Annotated in this window: 18 protein-coding genes; 5 read left to right on the top strand and 13 right to left on the bottom strand. The window is 67.8% G+C overall.

The annotated features are described in order from the left end of the window. Positions 1 to 725 precede the first annotated feature (725 nt). On the top strand, positions 726 to 1,457 hold the full coding sequence (locus ABZ942_RS37355; RefSeq protein ID WP_357390653.1) for an HNH endonuclease family protein: 732 nt from the start codon (positions 726 to 728) through the stop codon (positions 1,455 to 1,457). Here ABZ942_RS37355 and ABZ942_RS37350 read toward each other — a convergent pair whose 3' ends face one another. Continuing rightward, positions 1,458 to 2,477 (bottom strand): NAD(P)-dependent alcohol dehydrogenase, encoded by a 1,020-nt coding sequence (locus tag ABZ942_RS37350; protein WP_357390651.1) that lies wholly within the window; start codon positions 2,475 to 2,477, stop codon positions 1,458 to 1,460. It lies immediately after the preceding gene. Next, positions 2,474 to 2,920, bottom strand: coding sequence for a hypothetical protein (locus ABZ942_RS37345; protein ID WP_357390649.1), 447 nt, complete (start codon positions 2,918 to 2,920; stop codon positions 2,474 to 2,476). The genes ABZ942_RS37350 and ABZ942_RS37345 overlap by 4 nt, the downstream gene beginning before the upstream one ends. Before the next feature lie 129 nt (positions 2,921 to 3,049). Here ABZ942_RS37345 and ABZ942_RS37340 point away from each other — a divergent pair, with 129 nt between their 5' ends. Beyond that, positions 3,050 to 3,841 (top strand): helix-turn-helix transcriptional regulator, encoded by a 792-nt coding sequence (locus ABZ942_RS37340; RefSeq protein WP_357390647.1) that lies wholly within the window; start codon positions 3,050 to 3,052, stop codon positions 3,839 to 3,841. Between the two features lie 21 nt (positions 3,842 to 3,862). Here ABZ942_RS37340 and ABZ942_RS37335 read toward each other — a convergent pair whose 3' ends face one another. From ABZ942_RS37335 to ABZ942_RS37305, 7 genes are all read right to left on the bottom strand, one after another. Beyond that, entirely contained in the window at positions 3,863 to 4,786 is a 924-nt protein-coding gene (locus ABZ942_RS37335; RefSeq protein ID WP_357390645.1) for a LysR family transcriptional regulator, read from the bottom strand. A 96-nt stretch (positions 4,787 to 4,882) separates the two neighbouring features. After that, on the bottom strand, positions 4,883 to 6,448 hold the full coding sequence (locus tag ABZ942_RS37330) for a hypothetical protein (protein WP_357390643.1): 1,566 nt from the start codon (positions 6,446 to 6,448) through the stop codon (positions 4,883 to 4,885). Continuing rightward, positions 6,433 to 7,200: an ABC transporter ATP-binding protein gene (locus ABZ942_RS37325; protein ID WP_357390641.1), complete on the bottom strand. Its 768-nt coding sequence runs from the start codon at positions 7,198 to 7,200 to the stop codon at positions 6,433 to 6,435. The genes ABZ942_RS37330 and ABZ942_RS37325 overlap by 16 nt, the downstream gene beginning before the upstream one ends. A 72-nt stretch (positions 7,201 to 7,272) precedes the next feature. Continuing rightward, positions 7,273 to 8,478: an FAD-dependent monooxygenase gene (locus ABZ942_RS37320; protein WP_357390639.1), complete on the bottom strand. Its 1,206-nt coding sequence runs from the start codon at positions 8,476 to 8,478 to the stop codon at positions 7,273 to 7,275. A 183-nt stretch (positions 8,479 to 8,661) separates the two neighbouring features. Further along, positions 8,662 to 9,321 carry a PadR family transcriptional regulator gene (locus ABZ942_RS37315; protein WP_357390637.1) on the bottom strand — a complete coding sequence of 220 codons (660 nt, stop codon included), beginning with the start codon at positions 9,319 to 9,321 and terminating at the stop codon, positions 8,662 to 8,664. Between the two features lie 82 nt (positions 9,322 to 9,403). Continuing rightward, positions 9,404 to 11,437 carry an MDR family MFS transporter gene (locus ABZ942_RS37310; RefSeq protein ID WP_357390635.1) on the bottom strand — a complete coding sequence of 678 codons (2,034 nt, stop codon included), beginning with the start codon at positions 11,435 to 11,437 and terminating at the stop codon, positions 9,404 to 9,406. A gap of 238 nt (positions 11,438 to 11,675) precedes the next feature. Beyond that, positions 11,676 to 12,320, bottom strand: coding sequence for a TetR/AcrR family transcriptional regulator (locus ABZ942_RS37305; RefSeq protein WP_357390633.1), 645 nt, complete (start codon positions 12,318 to 12,320; stop codon positions 11,676 to 11,678). A 356-nt stretch (positions 12,321 to 12,676) separates the two neighbouring features. Between ABZ942_RS37305 and ABZ942_RS37300 the strand changes: the two genes are divergently transcribed. The 3 genes from ABZ942_RS37300 to ABZ942_RS37290 all read left to right on the top strand — a co-directional run bounded on the left by ABZ942_RS37300 (position 12,677) and on the right by ABZ942_RS37290 (position 14,508). Next, positions 12,677 to 13,552, top strand: a complete 876-nt coding sequence (locus ABZ942_RS37300) for an oxidoreductase (RefSeq protein ID WP_357390631.1) — start codon at positions 12,677 to 12,679, stop codon at positions 13,550 to 13,552. Between the two features lie 126 nt (positions 13,553 to 13,678). Beyond that, complete coding sequence (locus ABZ942_RS37295) at positions 13,679 to 14,128, top strand: transcriptional regulator (RefSeq protein ID WP_357390629.1); 450 nt, start codon at positions 13,679 to 13,681, stop codon at positions 14,126 to 14,128. A gap of 65 nt (positions 14,129 to 14,193) precedes the next feature. Then, the gene (locus ABZ942_RS37290) at positions 14,194 to 14,508 is read left to right on the top strand and encodes a DUF3817 domain-containing protein (protein WP_357391166.1); all 315 of its coding nucleotides are present in this window, start codon (positions 14,194 to 14,196) and stop codon (positions 14,506 to 14,508) included. Between the two features lie 111 nt (positions 14,509 to 14,619). Here the strand turns inward: ABZ942_RS37290 and rdgB are convergent, their stop codons facing one another. The 4 genes from rdgB to ABZ942_RS37270 all read right to left on the bottom strand — a co-directional run bounded on the left by rdgB (position 14,620) and on the right by ABZ942_RS37270 (position 17,678). Next, a complete protein-coding gene (rdgB, locus tag ABZ942_RS37285) occupies positions 14,620 to 15,231 on the bottom strand; it encodes an RdgB/HAM1 family non-canonical purine NTP pyrophosphatase (RefSeq protein ID WP_357390627.1) in 612 nt (203 codons plus the stop codon). A gap of 3 nt (positions 15,232 to 15,234) precedes the next feature. Continuing rightward, the gene (gene rph, locus ABZ942_RS37280) at positions 15,235 to 16,005 is read right to left on the bottom strand and encodes a ribonuclease PH (RefSeq protein WP_357390625.1); all 771 of its coding nucleotides are present in this window, start codon (positions 16,003 to 16,005) and stop codon (positions 15,235 to 15,237) included. Between the two features lie 101 nt (positions 16,006 to 16,106). After that, on the bottom strand, positions 16,107 to 16,871 hold the full coding sequence (locus ABZ942_RS37275) for a cyclic nucleotide-degrading phosphodiesterase (protein ID WP_357390623.1): 765 nt from the start codon (positions 16,869 to 16,871) through the stop codon (positions 16,107 to 16,109). 69 nt (positions 16,872 to 16,940) lie between these two features. Beyond that, complete coding sequence (locus ABZ942_RS37270; RefSeq protein ID WP_357390621.1) at positions 16,941 to 17,678, bottom strand: rhomboid family intramembrane serine protease; 738 nt, start codon at positions 17,676 to 17,678, stop codon at positions 16,941 to 16,943. Positions 17,679 to 17,681: the final 3 nt, after the last annotated feature.

Here is a 17,681-nt window from a genome sequence, read left to right as displayed (position 1 = left end):
CGACAAACCGGTAGTCGCTGTCGGGCTTGCCGGACTCGCCCATGAGTTGTCCTTCCAAGGGGTCGGCTTTGTTGCCTTCACCCGGTTTGGACACGGGATATCGCTGCCCTGCGACCGCCGCGAAAGTGACGCTCATCACGGCTTTGGCCGGCCGCGGACTGCCTCGCGCCCACTGATGCGATCCCGCAACTGACCGGCACATCCGTAAGCATTCAGTAGATATAGCTACCAGTCTGAAATGAACCTGAGAATACTGCCGAATCAGGGCGATGGACTTGCCAAGATCAAACCCTGTTATCTACTGTCTCAATACGTAGCAACAAGCAAGGTCGGGACGGAGACAAGCGGTGCGAGAGCGAGAGGCGAATTCCCAGTCGTGGGTAGCACTCTCAGCTGACACCGATCGAATCCCGATCTGCCCCTAGTCATCACGAGCGAGCTCGCCCGGCGCGGCTCGACACCTCGGGTCCTCCCTCATCGGCCCTGTGGTGTCGTCGGGTGCGGAATACGGACTGGACAACCATCCGCCCCACCGCGCGACCGTCGACCTCCCTCGTGATCAGCCACCCTCGAGTCGGCGCCGGCACGGCGACTCGAGGGTGGTTTCATGTATGAACCCCCTATGCCTGTGCGGAACGTCATACCCCGCAATCACTTCCGCGACCTCGCCCTCCGGATACGTTGGCGCCCGATATAGTTCAGGGTGGTTGGCGTTAGGAAGCTCGATGAAGTTCACAGTTCAACGGCTCGCTTTGATAGGGCTGGCCATCGCGACATTCATCGGATTGTCCTACTACTACGTGAACCGAGTCGAATCCCCCAGCGCGAACGCGGCGTGCGGCAACGGATCCGCGCTGGCCTGCGCCAATGCCCCGGCCAGCATGCCAAGCCGCGACGCGCTCGCCATGCTCGACACCATCCGGGTGGCCGGCCGCGCCGCCAAAACCGGTTACACCCGTGAGCAATTCGGCACCGCCTGGACCGATGACGTGTCGGTCCCCGGCGGTCACAACAAGTGCGACACCCGCGACGACATCCTGCAGCGTGACATGACCGAGGTCACCTTCAAGGACAACAGCAAGTGCGTCGTCGCCACCGGCACCCTGAACGACCCGTACACCGGCAAGACCATCAAGTTCGTCCGCGGTCCGAAGACCTCCGACGACGTGCAGATCGACCACATCATCCCGCTGTCGGACGCCTGGCAGAAAGGCGCACAACAGCTTTCCGCCGCGCGTCGCCAGGATCTGGCCAACGATCCGCTGAACCTGCAGGCCGTCGACGGTCCGACCAACCAGTCCAAGAGCGATTCCGACGCCGCCACCTGGCTGCCGCCGAACAAGGGCTACTGGTGCGCGTACCTGACCAGGCAGATCCAGGTCAAGGCGGCCTACCAGCTCTGGCTGACCCAGGCCGAAAAGGACGCCATGACACGGGAACTCACCGGCTGCCCCTAGTCAGGGCATCGTCACGACGACCTTGCCGAACGGGTTGTCGTCACGGAAGTAGCGGTACGCCGCCACCGCCTGGTCGAGCGGGAACACCCGATCGATGAGCGGCCGCATCCGATGTTCACTGATCGTCCGGTTCATCGCCTCGAAGTCGGTGCGACTGCCGACGGCGATCCGGCGGATCGACGCGTACTGGCTACCGAACACCTCGGCGACCGACTCGGCCACCGGCGACTGCACCGCGCCGATCATGGTGATCTGCGTGTTGTATCCGCCGGAGCGAACGGATTTCGACAAGGTCGGCAGCCCGACCGCGTCGACGACGTGCTCGACGCCGAGGCCGCCGGTCAGCTCCTGCACCGCCTGATCCCAGTCCGGCGTCTCGGTCGAGACGATCACCTCGTCCGCTCCGAGCTTGCGCAGGCCCTCGGCCTTGCCCGGGCTGGAGGTGACGGAAAAGACCCGCGCGCCCAGCATTTTGGCATACTGCACGGCGAACAGCGCGACTGTTCCGCTGCCCACCGTCAGCACCGTCTCGCCGAGCACGACCGGCACCGGTTTGGTAAGTGCCGCCCACGCAACGACTCCCGCGCAGGTCAGCGTCGCCGCCTCCACGTCGGTCAGGTGCGCGGGCACGTGCACCACCGAATCCTCTTCGATCACCGCGTAAGTGGCGAGCATGCCGTCGAAGTTGGCGCCGTATTGCTCGGCCGCCATGGCCGGCCGCTGCGGGCCGTCGATCCACCGCACGAAGTAGCTTGCGGTGATCCGATCGCCGAGCGCGGCCCGGGTCACGTTCTCGCCCAGGGCGATCACCTCGCCGACGCCGTCGGAGAGCGGGATGATGCCCGGGGTGGCGGGCAGCGGGTAGACGCCGTCCATCAGCATCAGGTCGCGGCGATTGACCGAGGCCGCGCGGACCCGGATCACGACCTGATGCGGTCCCGGTTCGGGAACTTCTTGCGCCGCGATGGTCAGGCCGTCGAGGCCGCGCAGCGGATCCAGTTGGTAGGCAATGCCATTCATCGCACACCTGCAATGAACTGGTGGTCGGACAGGATCCGGCCCTCGTCGTCGAGGCCGATGACCTCGAAGCCGCCACCGGCGACCGAGCCGTCGGCCTTGGCCACCATCGTCCAGCTCACGCCGAGCAGCCCGGCCGGCAGCCGGATCGCCGCCTGCTCGACCGCGAACTCGTACTCACCCGACTCGATGAACATCTCATAGGCCCGGGTCACCCTGCGGTCCATCGCATCATGGCCGCGTACCTCCAGCGGCGGCATCGGGAACTGCAGGCGCTCCGCCTCTTCCCGCATTTCCACCGGCGGATCCACCAGGGTCTGTGCACCGGTCGGCGCCCAGAGGTCGCGGATCTGCTTGCTGCGGGCCGCGGGGTCGGATTCGTTCCACTGCGCGATGTACTGCTGGGCGAAGCGGGCTAGCTCGTTATCGTTCAGTTGTTCACTCATGGGACATAGTTTTGCGAGCGCAGCGATACCGCGCGATTCCCGACAGGGAATAGCGCAATCACGCCGCAACTGCTCGCTCATACCCTTCGCGGAATCGCACTCACCCCCAGGTCGGGCCAAAATGTGGATATGACAACGGCGATAGAAGCACCGGGGTTCGCCCGTGAGCTCAAGCACTGGCGGACCCTGCGTCGGGTCAGTCAGCTCGACCTAGCGATCCGCGCGGACACCACGCAGCGACATCTGAGTTTCCTGGAACAGGGACGTTCGCGACCGGGCCGCACCATGGTGGTGCGGCTCGCGGAGTCGCTGGATCTGTCCCTGCGGGAGCGCAACGATCTGCTGCTGGCCGCGGGCTACGCCCCCGCGTTTCCCGAATCCGATTTGGATACACCGGAATTGGGCCCGGTGCGGGAGGCACTGAAGACGATCCTGGACGGCCACCTGCCCTACCCGGCGATCGTCGTGAAGCCGCGCGGCGTGCTGCTCGCCGCCAACGCCGCCTTCACGGTGCTGACCGAGGGCGCCGCGCCCGAGCTGCTGAAGTCGCCGATCAACGTGTTGCGCCTCGCGCTGCATCCGGATGGGCTGGCCAAGCGAGTGGTGAACCTGCCCGAGTGGGGCAAGCACGTGACCGAGGCCCTGCGCGGGCGAATGTCCCGCAGCCCCGATCCGGCCTTGGCCGAGTTGATCGTCGAGCTGGAAAGCTATCTCCCGCAAGTAGAACCGGGCCCGGACCACCTCGGTTTCGCGGTGCCGCTGCGGCTGCGCAGCGACGACGGCGAGCTGCGGCTGATCACCACGCTCACCTCGTTCGCCACGGCCACCGACATCACCCTGGCCGAGCTGCACCTGGAGGCGTTCCTGCCCGCCGACGAGCAGACGGCCGAGATCCTGCGCAAACGCGCGGCGCGCGGATAGGAGCCCGAAGTTCCGCTGCGGCTACCAGGTTCGGGCGGCGGTGCGTAGGCGGGCGTGGACCAAGTCCACGTGCGGTCGGGTGTCCGGGCCGGGGCGGCGGACCAGGAAGCCGGTGTTGATCGGTGGGTCAGGTGGGTCGAGCAGGGTGACCAGAGCGCCCGAATTCAGTTGAGCTGCACAGAGATAGCGCGGTAGGACACTGATGCCCGCGCCTGCGGCGACCGCGGCGGCGACCGCACGCAGGTCCGCGACGATGACGGCCGCTTCGCCGGTCAGCCGGATCCCGAAGACGTGTCGCCAATACCGGCGCAGGATCGGCAGGTCCGGGGCGTAGCTGACGAGCGGCGCCGTGGCCAGTGCGGCCGGGCCCTCGGCACCCAGCCGCGCGGTGTCGATCCGTCCGGCCACCGCGGGCGCGGCGACCAGGACGAATTCCTCGTCCGACAGCGCCTCGGCGATCACTGTGCGCCCCCGAGGCCGCACCGTCGACACCACCAGGTCGTAGTTCCCTGCGCGCAGCCCGGCCAGCAGATCCTCCGAGAGTCCGGCTGTCACGGTCAGTCGGACACCGTGCGAGATAAGCGGAGCCAGGGCCGGGATCGCCTGCACCGCAAGCATTTCCGCAGGGCCGGCCAACCGGACCGGTGGCTGTGGTTCATCCTCGGTGGTAATGGACCGTCCGGCAACGGCAGTCAACGCATCCAGCGGTTCGGCGATCCGCGCGGCCAATTCGGCGGCGGCCGCGGTCGGCGCCACCCCGCGCGGCAGTCGCTCGAACAGCCGCTGCCCCACCCGCTTCTCCAGCGCCTGCAACTGCGCGGTCACCGTGGGCTGCGACAACCCGACCAGCCGCGCGCCGCCGGTGATGGACCCCGCACGATGCACGGCCAGAAAAGTGCGCAACTGATTCAGATCGAGACTGCCATCGGAATCCCTATCGCTCACCAGCAGAGTCTATTGCCTCACCGATGTGCCCGCTGCCGTTCGACCCAGCGCTGACACGCACGGGTGTTGATTTCAAGGAACGCGCGCTGTCGGCGTTCACTTGGGTCGGACGGCGGCGAGGAGTTCGGGCCCCTGGGTGGTCAGGCGCTTTTCGGCGAGCCGAGCGGCGACCATGGCCGCGGCGATGCCAGTGCCGACTCCGACCGGGACCGCGAGCCATTCGATCGCCGTCAGCTCGGTGAAATGGCCGATCAGCAGGACGAGCAGCACCGGAAGCACGGCGGCCAGCTGACCGAACAGCACGGTGAACTGGAGCAGCACCTTCGCACAGCCCGGGTTACCCGAACCGGAGAAGGGATTGCCGGTGCGTGGCGGGATCGGATACGGCGCGAGCACCGAGATGAGCACGGCCGCGCCGACGCCGACGCCCAGCGCGGCGCCATACAGCGAGAGCACCCAGGGATACAGGCTCCACCGGCCGAGCGCACCCGGCAGGATCAGCGCGAGCAGCACCGTGGGCAGGCCGAGCACGATCAGCAGCGCGAGCAGCCTGCCGCGCACGTCCGCGCGCGCCGCGCCGGGGGTGACGAGGGTCTGCCAGATGGCGGTGCCGTCGTAGCCGTACAGGTTGGCACCGGCGAGCGCGGCGAACGAGACCGCGGTGACCCCGGCGAACGGCACGGCACCGGTGCCGCTGCCCTGGAAGGCGGGGAACACCGGCATCATGATGCCGACCACCAGCACCGGCAACAGCGCGGCCCGGCGGCGACTGTCCCGCGACCAGGTGCGCAGTTCCTTGATCAGCACGGCGCCGACCGGTCCGCGCTGGCGCACCCGGCCGAGCAGTCCGCCACCCGTGCTGCCCGCCACGGAATTCATCGGCGCGGCCAGCCGCCGCGCCAGCAGCACCGCCCACGCCTGCCACAGCCCGAGCGAGACCACGACCAGACCGACCAGCGGCACCAGTGCAAGCAGCCAATTACCTTGTGCCGCACCCTCTACCGCGACCGGCGCCCAGCCGGAGGGAATCCAGCGCAGTGCCGCTGCCGCCCAGTCCGGCAGGTCGCGTAGCGCGCTCACGTGCGACATCAGCCAGCTCATCGGGTAGTAGGCGACACCGAGCAGCCCGGCCAGCAGCACGCCGATGTCCTTGCCCCGCCGTGACCGCATGGCGGCGCCGACCCAGGCCAGCACCACCCGCGACAGCAGCACCACGAACACCAGCTGCAGCACGGTCCCGACGACCGCGACCAGCGTTGCCGCCCAACCCAATTGCGCCGCGAGCGCGACCAGCCCGGCGAAGGCGATCAGGTTGATCACCGGCGCCGGTCCGGCGAACGCCGCGGCGAGCAACCCGCCGGCCAGCTGCCGACTGCTGAGCGGCAGCAGCCGCAGATGCTCCGGCTGGATGGTCTCGTCGCTGCTGCCGATCAGCACCGGGCCGCACAGCCAGCCGAGCGTCCATACCCCGAAAATCGTTGCAGCAACGGTGATTCCGTTCGCGACATCGCCATCGCGCACGGCGAATCCGATCAGCGCCGCGGTGATGATCGCGAAGACCGTGCCGACCAGCACACCCATCACGAAGCTGAAGCCCTGCATGCCGTTGCTCAGCGTCCGCCTGGTGAGCAGCAGCCGCAGCCGGATCAGGATGCCAGCCACGACAACCCGTCCTCTCCGCCGACGCGGCCACCGACCAACCGGACGAACGCCTCCTCCAGGGTGGTGCCGCCGCGGACCTCGTCCACCGTGCCCGCCGCGACCACGCGTCCGGCGGTGATCACCGCGACCCGGTCACACATGCTCTCCACCAGCGCCATCACGTGACTCGACAGCACCACCGCGCCACCGGCCGCGACGAAGCGCTGCAGGATGGTGCGAATCGTGCTGCCCGACACCGGATCCACCGCCTCGAACGGTTCGTCGAGCACCAGCAGTTTCGGCGCGTGCAGCAGCGCGGTGGCCAGGCCGATCTTCTTGCGCATGCCCGCGGAATAGTCGACTACCAAAGTCTTTTCGGCGCCGGTCAATTCGAAGACTGCGAGCAGTTCGTCGGCGCGCTCGGCGACGGTCTGTTCCGGCATGCCGCGCAAAAGGCCGGTGTAGGTGAGCAATTCGCGGCCGGTGAGCCGTTCCGGCAGCGCGAGACCGTCCGGTAGCACGCCGACGAGGGTCTTGGCGCGGATCGGATCGGCCCATACGTCGGCGCCGAAGATCTCGGCGCGGCCGCCGTCCGGGCGCAGCAGTCCGCAGGCCATCGACAGCGTCGTCGTCTTGCCCGCCCCGTTGGGGCCGACCAGGCCGAAGAAGGAGCCCGGCGGTACCGCCAGGCTCACGTTGTCGACGACCCACGGTCCGCCGAAGCGTTTACACAGGCCGGTCAGGTGCAGCGCGGGCTGATGGTCAGGTTGCATTGTTCCCCCGGAGTCCTTTCGGATCGATGTTCTCCAAGGGTACGGACCATCAGCCCGCGCGGTTCGACCGAATCAGACGGTTACCGCGAGTTCTTTTTGCACCGGGGCGTCCCAGTCGATCCGGTAGCGCTGCTCGTGTCCCATGCTCTTCTCCACGTTCATCATCTTCATGAATGCCGGGGCCAGCAGCTTCATCATCGTGCGCCCCACCGGGCCGAGCGTCTTGCTGTGGTTGGTCTTCGCGGCGCGGGCCGCGACGGCCTCCACCCGGCCGCGCCGCAGCCGCTCATAGGTCTCGAACGCGGCCGTCGGCGTCGGCAGGTCACGCAGGCAGCGGGCCACCTGGACGGCGCTCTCGATGGCCAGCGACGCACCCTGACCGGAGCTGTTGGACGGCGCGTGCACCGCGTCGCCCACCAGCACCATGCGGCCGCGGAACCAGTGCGGCACCGGCGGCATGATGTGTAGCGCCCCGGACACCTCCAAGTCCGCCTCGGTAGTGCGCCTGGCGAATTCACCGCCGGGCGTGTCGTCGGCGTAGGTCTCGCGCAGGATGCCGAGCCAGTGCGCCTTCGGGATGGCCCGGGCGGCGGTGAGCGACAGGTACTCGTCGTGTGGCAGGTTGGCGCCCCACAGCACCCGGCCCGGGCCGTGTGCCCCGTACAGGTAGTAGGCCTGCTTGCCGAAGGCGAAGGTCATGGATTCGGGCTCGACGTCGCCGTCGTAGTCGATGATCGCGCCGAAGCCGAGCATGCCGGTGTAGTCGGGTCCCGGTGCGTTCGGATCGATCAGGGCGCGCACGGTCGAACGAACGCCATCGGCCCCGATCAGCACATCGGCGGTGGCCGTGCTGCCGTCGGCGAACCGCGCGGTGATGCCCGACTCGTCCTCGACCACGTCGACCAGGCGCTTGTCGTACTCGAAGCCGACGCCGGCGGCGACCGCGTGATTGTGCAGCACCTGGTGCAGCTCGCCGCGATCGACCAGTTGCAGTGGCGGCATGCCTTCCAAGCCGGGCAGGAAGATGCTCTTGCCGCCGATCGACATGCCCATCTTGGACACCGGCAGCGCGATATCGCGGACCGCGTCGCCGGCCCCGATGACGTCGAGGGCGGCAATACCGTTGGGCGCGAGCGCGAGCCCGCTGCCGATGTTGTAGGACGAGCCGGGGTAGGCCTCGTAGACGCGGGCATCGATGCCCGCCTTCAGCAGGGCGGTGGCGGCGACCGGTCCGGCGATGCCGCCGCCGATGACCAGTGCGGTCTGTGTTTTGGACATGGGTATCTCCAGGTTCGTGTGTTGCGGGTTTTTCGAATCCCCGAACCAACCCGTGCAGTACGCACCCAGTTATCCTGTGGTTGCCAGCCTTGTAGCCGGGTGCGCGCATGCGGGCGCGGTTCGAGACTGTTCAATCGGGCTCGGCGGCGGTGTTGCCGCACCCCGCCGAGCCTGGTCTCGTTGTCAGGACGGTTCCGGTTCGGCCAGCCCCCTCTCCACGTAGGCGATGACTTCCTCGGGTGGTATCGCGTCGGCGTGCACCTGCCGCCACCAGTCGACCTCGGGGAACGTGCCGTCCGCGATCTCGTCGCGGAACGAACGCGCCCAGGCCATTTCGGCTTCCAGCATGGCGAGGCCGAATTCGGATTCGACGATGAACAGTCGCGGCAGCTTCATGGCCAAGACTTTGTCGAGTTCCCGGCGCACACCGTCGATGATCTGGCTCAGCGCGTCGATGCGCTTGCCGAGCAACTCGATCACCTCGTCCGGCGGCAGCACCGCAAGAATCGACAGACCCGCGACGAACCGGTGTTGTTCCGGTTCCGGCACGGCGATCAATTCCTTGGTCCAGTCGGCGAGTTCGGCGCGTCCGGCGTCGGTGATCTGGTAGATCACCCGTTCCGGTCGCGCGCCGTCGCGCTCGCTGCCGACGATCTCCAGGAAGCCGGCCTTCTCCAGGCTCTGCACGACCGTGTAGAGCGAGCCCCACTTGATCGCCATGTCCTGGTCTTTGCCGCGGTCACGCAGCGTCTGCGCGATCTCGTAACGGTGCTTCGGCCGGTCGATCATCGCCGAGAGCACCGCCAGCGCGAGCAGGTTGTTCACCTTGCGCTTCGTGGCCATCACACCTCCTTACTCGTCTACGAATATACGTGCACGAGTATTAGTGAGGCAAGGGGGTTTCGTGGCGCGAGTGCGGACGGATTCAGGTGCGGGCGGGTTCGTGCTCGCCGGCTTCTTGTTCGAGCAGCTTGGCGGCGAGGTTGTCCAAGGCCTGGTCGAACAGGGCGCGGTCGGCGGGATCGTCGTTGTTCCAGTCGTCGAGCCTGCTGTCGAGCCAGCGGCGCCAGGCGGCCTTCACCCGATCCAGCTCGGCCTGGCCCTGGTCGGTCAGCCGCAGCTCGCGGCCGTCGTCGACGAGGTAGCCCTTGTCGGCCACCCGGCGATAGATCGGCGCGAGCACATCGTCGGGCAGCTTGTGCGCCCGCGCGACCGCGTCGAGCGTGGCACCGCCCTCGACCCGGTCACGCAGGTAGACCTGGCCGAGCGCCCAAGCCTCGCCGCGGCTGAGCGTACTGCCCGCGTCCGCGAGGATGCGCGGGCCGATCGGCCCCTCGGCGTGTTCCTTGCGCATGGTTCCGGCGATGGCCCGCTCCAGCTGCACCACCCGGTCCGCGGAGTCGGGCACCGAAAAGCCTTCGCCCACATCGCCTGCGCCGGTTCGAGCACTATCGCGCAGTGGCACTTCTTTGAGGAACCAGGCGACCACGAAACCGACCAGCGCGACCGGGACCACCCAGACGAAGACATGATCGATGGTGTTGGCGTAGGCATCGATGATCGGCGCGGCCACCTCCTCCGGAACCTTTTGCAGCGCTTGCGGATTCGCTGCGACTTCCGGCGGCACCACCTTCGCCTGAACCAGCGCGTCGCGCAGATTCGGGCCGATCTCGTTGCTGTACAGCGTGCCGAAAATCGCTGTGCCGAAAGTACTTCCGAGCGTGCGGAAGAAGGTGACGCCGGACGTCGCGGTGCCGAGCTGCGCGTACGGCACGGTGTTCTGCACGACGATGGTGAGCACCTGCATGGTCAGGCCGATGCCGAGACCGAGCACCAGCATGTACAGCGACTCTTCCCAGAAGCCCGTGTCACGGCCCATGGTCGACATCAGATACAGCCCGAGCGCCATCACCAACGTGCCGACGATCGGGAAGTACCGGTAGTGACCGGTCTTGCCGACCACCTGGCCGGACAGGATCGAGGTGACCAGCAGCCCGGCCACCAGCGGCAGCGAGCGCACGCCGGACATGGTCGCCGAAACCCCGTCCACGTACTGCAGATACGCGGGCAGATAGGTGATCGAGCCGAGCATCGCGAAGCCGCAGATGAAGCTCAGGATCGAGCACACCGTGAACACTCTGCTGCGGAACAAGCCCATCGGCAGCATGGGTTCCTCGGCCCGCAACTCGACCACCACGAACGCCGCGAACAGCAGCACCGACGCCGCGAACAGCCCGAGGATCATCGTCGAGCCCCACGCGTACTCCTGCCCACCCCATTCCAGCCCGAGAATGAGGGTGGAAACCGCAACGGCGACAAGGCCGATGCCCGCGTAGTCGATGATCGGCTTGATCACCGCGCGCACCCGCGGGATGGTGCGGGCCGACATCACGATCATGATGATCGCGATCGGCACGTTGACGTAGAAGCACCAGCGCCAGCTCGCGTGGTCGGTGAACAGGCCGCCGAGCGTCGGACCGATCACCGTGGTGACGCCGAAGACCGCACCGAGCGCGCCCTGATACTTACCGCGCTGGCGCAGCGGGATGGTGTCGGCGATGAGCGCCATCGCGGTGACCATCAGTCCGCCGCCGCCGAAGCCCTGGATGCCGCGGGCGATGATCAGCAGCGTCATCCCGTTGGCCAGGCCGGCGATCATCGAGCCGACGATGAAGATCAACGCGCTGAGCTGGAAGATCAGCTTGCGGCCGAACAGGTCGCCGAGCTTGCCCGCCAACGCGGTCGCCACCGCCTCGGCGAGCAGATAGGCCGTGACCACCCAGGCCATGTGCCCGGCCTCGCCGAGATCGGCGACGATGGTCGGCAGCGCGGTGGACACGATCGTCTGATCGAGCGCCGCCAACAACATGCCCAGCACAATGGTGGCGAACACGATATTGATCTTCGCCCGGCTCATCGGCTCGGGGGCTTTCTCGGCGACAGCGACTGCACCGGTCATTCAGACAGTATGGTCTTGTTCCGGCGACCTGTCCGTCCAGCGACACGGCAGCAGCTCAGTGTCGCGAAGCGACTCGATGGGGGGTGGTGGTCGGGCGACGGGCGGGCCAGCCGAGCACCCCTGCCAGGGCCATGGCGCGCGTCGGTTGTCGCAGCTCGGCCATGCCTTTCGCCTCGATCCGCCTGGCACGTTCGCGGGAAACGCCGAAGGTCACCGCGTTCGACGCGCTGCCGGCAGGCTATGCCGTGCGCTGATCGGGCAGTTCCAGCAGCGACAGCGCGATCGGCACCAGCAGTTCCACCAGCTCGCCGACCGAAGGGCGCGGCTCTGCCAGCACCCACTCGTGCGCGAGGCCGTTGATCGCGCCGATGAGAGCGCTTGCGCCCCAGCCACTTCCGCCGCGAATCCGGGCGCCGGGCGCCACCGCAGGCAGCAAGCTGGTCTCCAGCATCGCCGCCCAGGCATGCCGCCGTTCGCGGCGGTGCCGCTCCATCCGGTCGCTGACGCCGACCACCTCGATGAAGGCGACCTTGGCGCGATAGGGATCGGCGCCGATCGAGCCGAGGTAGGCCGACACCATCGCGGTCATCGCGGCGGTCATGTCGAAGCGCGGGTCGAGCTCGGCCAGCGCCGTGGCCAGCACGGCGGCCGCGTCGTCCTGGATCCGGTCGTAGGCGGCGACCAGCACGTCTTCCCTGGTCTGGAATTCCTCGTAGAACTGCCGCTTGGACAGCGACGCGGCGGCGCAGACGTCGGCCAGCGAGCAGTTCGCGTAGCCGCGTTCGGCGAAGATCCGGGTCGCCGCGTCCAGGAAGCGCAGGCGGCGTTCGGCCTTGCGTTCCGTGACGGCGCGTCCGCCGTACTGCCTGCCAACGATGGTCACGCCTCCACCGTATCGGAGCGACCGCCGCGACCACTGTGACCAGGCATATCCCAGCTGGGCGCAGACGAACCGAGGGTGCCGGGAACCTATGCGAATCCCGAACCGAGCCATCCCATCACAGCGATATTCCAGCAACCAACCGGCGGCGGCCGCTGAGTGAACTCTCGGTGGGCAGGATGTGATCTGTAGCGAGGGCCTGGCAGTCGGCGCGGCGCGCTGTTGTTATCTCTTACGACTGTGATCTCTCGCGGGTGTGCTCTCGACCGAGTGACAGTAATCACCTCCGTCTGAGACACTCGTCAGCAGATCGCGGGGAAACCCTTCCCCAGGAACTTACTCCAGAGTAAGGTTGATTCATGGCGTGGAAACCTTCTGAAATCCCGGATCAGACCGGACGCACCTTCGTGATCACCGGCGCGAACGGCGGGTTAGGCGCCGTGACGACCGAGGTCCTCGCGGCCCACGGCGCGACCGTCATCATGGCCTGCCGCAACGCGACCAAGGCCAAGGCGGTCGCCGACGGCATCACCGGCGACGTCCGCGTCGCCGAGCTGGACCTGTCCGACCTGGCCTCGGTCCGCAAGTTCGCGGACGAGCAGGCCGAGTTCGATGTGCTGATCAACAACGCCGGGTTGATGAACGTCCCGTTCTCGCGCACCAAGGACGGCTTCGAGACCCAGTGGGGTGTCGACCATCTCGCGCACTACGCGCTGACCGGCCTACTGCTCGACCGCATCCGCGACCGGGTGGTGACGCTGGCCAGCATCGCGCACAAGCAGACCCCGAAGCTGTGGATCGACGATCTCAACTACGAGAACCGGCGCTACCAGCGCAACCTCGCCTACGCGCAGGCCAAGCTGTCGAACCTGATGTTCGCCAGGGAACTGCAGCGCCGGCTCGCCGAATCCGGTTCGAGCAAGCGGTCTTACGCGGTGCACCCCGGTGTCTCGGCCACAGATCTGTTCGCCAGGACCGAGACCCCGATCGACCGGATCATCAAGCCGTTCGTCGCGATCATCGGCCATCCGCCGAAGAAGGCCGCGCACTCGTCGCTGTTCGCCGCGACCATGCCCGATGCCGATCCGGAGGTCTACTGGGGTCCGCGCCGGTTCTTCCAGACCCAGGGGCCGGTGGAGTCGTCGCCGTCGAGCCGGCTGTCCAAGAACAAGGAACTCTGGCGGCGGCTCTGGGAGGAATCCGAGCGGCTGACCGGCGTCACCTACAAGTTCTGAGCCGAGCGACCCGCCCGCGCGCTGCGGGCGGGTCGTCGCGTGTCCGGCCGAGACCACGATCACGGCGGGATTCCGACCGTCGACCTGGTCCTACGGACCGTGTAGTAGACGGGTACCGTAGTAGCCGTGTCCGCTTCACCCCGCCGCTCGGCACACAATCGCCCGGCCCTCATCGCGCTGGTGATCGTCGCTGCGCTCGGCTGCCTGGCGCTGGCATGGTGGCAGTGGGAGCGGTTCGAGTCGACCAGCGGCACCGGCCAGAATCTGGGCTACGCGCTGCAGTGGCCGCTGTTCGCGGCGTTCGCGGTGTTCGCCTATTTCCGGTTCGTCCGGCTGGAACGCGAGGCCGAGGAAGACGAACACCCCGGCGAGAAGCCCAGGCGCGCCCCGAAAGCCGTTGCGCCGCGCGAGATTCCGGCCGGACTGCTGCCGGAGCGGCCGAAGGCGATGCGTGAGGAGGATCCTGCGCTCGCCGAATACAACAAGTATCTGGCCGCACTGCACGCCGAAGACATCGATCATCAGGTCCGCGAGGCGGGCCTGCATGCCCGCGACACCGAGAGGAGCGCCGGTTGACCGCCAGCGAGAAGTCCACCGAGAGCACTGCGGCACCGGCCACCGAGAGCGCCCCGGCCCGCGGGGTGAGCACCGCCAAGATCAAGTCCGCGCTGCTGCGCTACCGCACGCTGGCCTGGATCACCGGTCTCTGGCTGCTGCTGCTCACCGGCGAGATGATCGCCAAGTACGGCTTCGACGTGCACACCCCGAGCTGGATCGCGGTCGTGCACGGCTGGGTGTACTTCGTCTACCTGCTGGTCACTGCCGACCTCGCGGTGAAGGTGCGCTGGCCGGTGCTGCGCACCGTCGGCACGCTGCTCGCAGGCACCATCCCGCTGCTGTCGTTCTTCGTCGAGCACGTCAACGCGAAGAAGGTCAAGGAAGACTTCGGGGTCTAATCCCTCAGCGCCGCACCGTTTTTGATGTCCGGAGTGGTGCGGCTTCGTCCTGGGCACGCATGTCCAAAGCTCCGAGACCGCGGCCCTGGGGGACAGCGCACGCTCGCCAGGTCAGCCTTCGGCCAGCTCGGAGAGCGCAGGGAGTAGCTGGGTGAGCGCGCGGCCACGGTGCGAGGCCGCGTCCTTCTCGGCGGGGGTCAGCTGTGCGGCGGAAGTGTCGCCGCCCTCGGGGATGAACAGCGGGTCGTAGCCGAAACCGCCGTCGCCCAATGGTTTCCGGCCGACCGTGCCCGGCCATTCGCCGCGCACCACGATTTCCGCGCCGTCGGGCACGACCAGCGCGCAGGTCGAGACGAACCGGGCGCCGCGCCGCTCGTCCGGCACGTCGCCGAGTTGGGCGAGCAACAGCGCGTTGTTGGCCGCGTCGTCGCCGTGCCGACCGGCCCAGCGGGCCGAGAGCACGCCGGGCATCCCGTTGAGCGCGTCCACCTCGATGCCGGAATCGTCTGCGACACAGGCCAATCCGGTGGCGACGGCACCGTCGCGGGCCTTGGCGAGCGCGTTCTCCTCGAACGTCGCGCCGGTCTCCGGCGCCTCGTCGTAGGCGGGCACGTCGTCCAGCCCGACGATCTCGATCCCCGCGATGCCCGCCTCGGCGAGGATGCGCCGCAGTTCGTTCAGCTTCTTGGCGTTGCGGCTGGCCACCAGCACCCGGCGCGCCATCGGCTACTTCTTCTTCGACTCGGACGGCTCCGGCAGCACGCCGGGATACGGCAGCGCCAGCGCTTCTTTCTGGATGGCGAAGATCTGCTCGCAGCCGACCAGTGCGGAGTCGAGCATCTTGTCCAGCGTGGAGCGCGGGAAGGTGGCGCCCTCGCCGGTGCCCTGGATCTCGACCAGGGTGCCGGTGTCGGTGGCGACCACGTTCATGTCGACCTCGGCGCGCGAATCCTCTTCGTAGGGCAGGTCCAGGCGCACCCGGCCGTCGACGACGCCGACGCTCACCGCGGCGATCGCGCAGGAGATCGGCTGCGGGTCGGCCAGCACGCCCTTGGCGGCCAGGTAGGTGATCGCGTCGACGAGCGCGACATACGCGCCGGTGATGGCGGCGGTCCTGGTGCCGCCGTCGGCCTGCAGCACGTCGCAGTCGATCGCGATGGTGTTCTCGCCGATGGCGGCGAGGTCGATACAGGCACGCAGCGAGCGGCCGATCAGGCGGCTGATCTCCTGGGTGCGGCCGCCGACCTTGCCCTTCACCGACTCGCGTCCGCTGCGGGTGTGCGTCGCCGCGGGCAGCATCGCGTATTCGGCGGTGACCCACCCCAGTCCGGAGTCGCGCCGCCACGGCGGCACGCCCTCGGTCACGCTCGCGGTGCACATCACCCGCGTCTGACCGAACTCGACCAGCACCGAACCGGCTGGATGCGTGGTGAATCCACGGGTGATCTTTACCTCGCGGAGTTCGTCGTCCGCCCTGCCATCGGCTCGTCTAGACACGCGCAGAGCTTAACTGCCGCGCCTCCGCGCGGCGTGTTCGCGGCCCCCTTAGTCTCGAACGGCGCTCGATGGCCTCGCGCGTGATGGCTGGGTGGAGTGGATCAGAGGTCGAACGTCTCGCCCGGCGCGACGGCGTGCACGGGTCCGGCGAACTGTGCCTTGGCCTCGGCGATGACATCCTCGCGTGAGGTCCACGGCGGAATGTGGGTGAGCAGCAGTTCCTTCACGCCCGCCTGGGTGGCGATCTGGCCCGCCTCGGTGCCCGAAAGATGAATGCCGGGCGGCCGATTCGCCGGATCGTGGGTCCAGGACGCCTCGGCCATCAGGATGTCGGCGCCCTCGGCGAGTTGGTGGACCGAGTCGCACATCGCGGTGTCGCCGGTGTAGACGAAGGTGCGTCCGGCGGCCGTGACGATCCGCAGGCCGTAGGACTCCGGCGGGTGGAGCATCCGGCGCGCCGACACGGTGTGGCCGGGCCCGAATTCGATCTCTTCGCCGACGGTCCACGGCCGGTGGTCGATCACGTCGGACCAGTCGTCGCATTCGCCGCCGATCTCCGCGGACGCGTTGCCGATGCGCAGCGCGCTGTCCGACGGGCCGCGCACGATGGCCCGGCCGACCGGCGGGCTCGGGTGGTAGCGCCGCCAGACCAGCAGGCCGGGCAGATCGAGGCAGTGGTCGGCGTGCAGGTGGGTGAGGAAGATGTCGACCTCGCCGGGGTCGGCGTAGCGCTGCAGCGCGCCGAGCACGCCGGGCCCGAAATCGATCACCACGGGCGTCATATCCGGCCCGGTCAGCAGATAGCCCGACGCTGGGGAGTCCGGGCCGGACACGCTGCCCGAGCACCCGAGGACGGTGAGGCGCATTCCCCCATGCTGCCACGACGAATTCTCAGTCAAGAAAGGATCCCCCACATTCCGTTTCCAGCCGCAGAATCACCGTGGCGACGCAATGATTCCAGCCTGATCCCCGCGACGATTTCGGCGTGCATCACCAGAGAGTACCCAGCCCGCGAGCAGTCCACCCATCGCCCCGAAAAGATGGCCCTGCCAAGAGATTCCAGGTTGGCCGGGTAATACACCCCACAGCACAGACCCATAGATGGCCAAAACCACCAGTCCGAGCACGATCTGTCCGATGTTGCGAGCGAACCAGCCGCGCGAGATCAGGAACGTCAACCAGCCGAACACCAGGACCGACGCGCCGAGGTGGGTACTGCCGGACGCACCGGTCAGCCAGGTGCCTACGCCGGCGACGATCCAGATGACCGCGGTGGCGGCCAGGCCGCGGCCGATACCGGCCGCCAGCACGAGAAAGCCGAGGACCAGGACCGGCAGGGTGTTGCCGATCAGATGGGGCCAGCCGTAGTGCAGGACCGGGGCGAACAGGATGCCGGGGAGCCCGTCGGCCTCGCGGGGGTGGATCCCCGCGTTGTCGAGTTGATTGTGGTCGAGGGTGTCGACGCCTTCGATGCCGTACAGCAGTGCTACGAAACCGGCGATCAGTACCCCGGCACGCAGCCACGTCTGTTTGACGGCGGTGAAGTTGTTCGACTTCGCCGGCGCGTTTGCCGTAGTTCGCGGCGCGGATGCGCCCGGCTTCCCCAACTGGGCACGGATCGCCGCGATCCGATCGGGGTCGAATGACGAACCGATTCCCGAATCGCCGGACATCGC

It is taken from the genome of Nocardia sp. NPDC046473 (assembly GCF_040645995.1).
In the GTDB taxonomy this organism is placed as follows: domain Bacteria; phylum Actinomycetota; class Actinomycetes; order Mycobacteriales; family Mycobacteriaceae; genus Nocardia.
Note: the sequence above shows the minus strand (reverse complement) of the source record. Positions and strands in the feature narration are given on the sequence as shown.

What these genes read in the sequence shown, in the direction of transcription:
- ABZ942_RS37355 (WP_357390653.1), top strand. Translation starts at nt 726, where the DNA reads ATGAAGTTCACAGTTCAACGGCTCGCTTTGATAGGGCTGGCCATCGCG.
- ABZ942_RS37350 (WP_357390651.1), bottom strand. Translation starts at nt 2,477, where the DNA reads ATGAATGGCATTGCCTACCAACTGGATCCGCTGCGCGGCCTCGACGGC.
- ABZ942_RS37345 (WP_357390649.1), bottom strand. Translation starts at nt 2,920, where the DNA reads ATGAGTGAACAACTGAACGATAACGAGCTAGCCCGCTTCGCCCAGCAG.
- ABZ942_RS37340 (WP_357390647.1), top strand. Translation starts at nt 3,050, where the DNA reads ATGACAACGGCGATAGAAGCACCGGGGTTCGCCCGTGAGCTCAAGCAC.
- ABZ942_RS37325 (WP_357390641.1), bottom strand. Translation starts at nt 7,200, where the DNA reads ATGCAACCTGACCATCAGCCCGCGCTGCACCTGACCGGCCTGTGTAAA.
- ABZ942_RS37320 (WP_357390639.1), bottom strand. Translation starts at nt 8,478, where the DNA reads ATGTCCAAAACACAGACCGCACTGGTCATCGGCGGCGGCATCGCCGGA.
- ABZ942_RS37315 (WP_357390637.1), bottom strand. Translation starts at nt 9,321, where the DNA reads ATGGCCACGAAGCGCAAGGTGAACAACCTGCTCGCGCTGGCGGTGCTC.
- ABZ942_RS37310 (WP_357390635.1), bottom strand. Translation starts at nt 11,437, where the DNA reads ATGACCGGTGCAGTCGCTGTCGCCGAGAAAGCCCCCGAGCCGATGAGC.
- ABZ942_RS37300 (WP_357390631.1), top strand. Translation starts at nt 12,677, where the DNA reads ATGGCGTGGAAACCTTCTGAAATCCCGGATCAGACCGGACGCACCTTC.
- rdgB (WP_357390627.1), bottom strand. Translation starts at nt 15,231, where the DNA reads ATGGCGCGCCGGGTGCTGGTGGCCAGCCGCAACGCCAAGAAGCTGAAC.
- ABZ942_RS37275 (WP_357390623.1), bottom strand. Translation starts at nt 16,871, where the DNA reads ATGCGCCTCACCGTCCTCGGGTGCTCGGGCAGCGTGTCCGGCCCGGAC.
- ABZ942_RS37270 (WP_357390621.1), bottom strand. Translation starts at nt 17,678, where the DNA reads ATGTCCGGCGATTCGGGAATCGGTTCGTCATTCGACCCCGATCGGATC.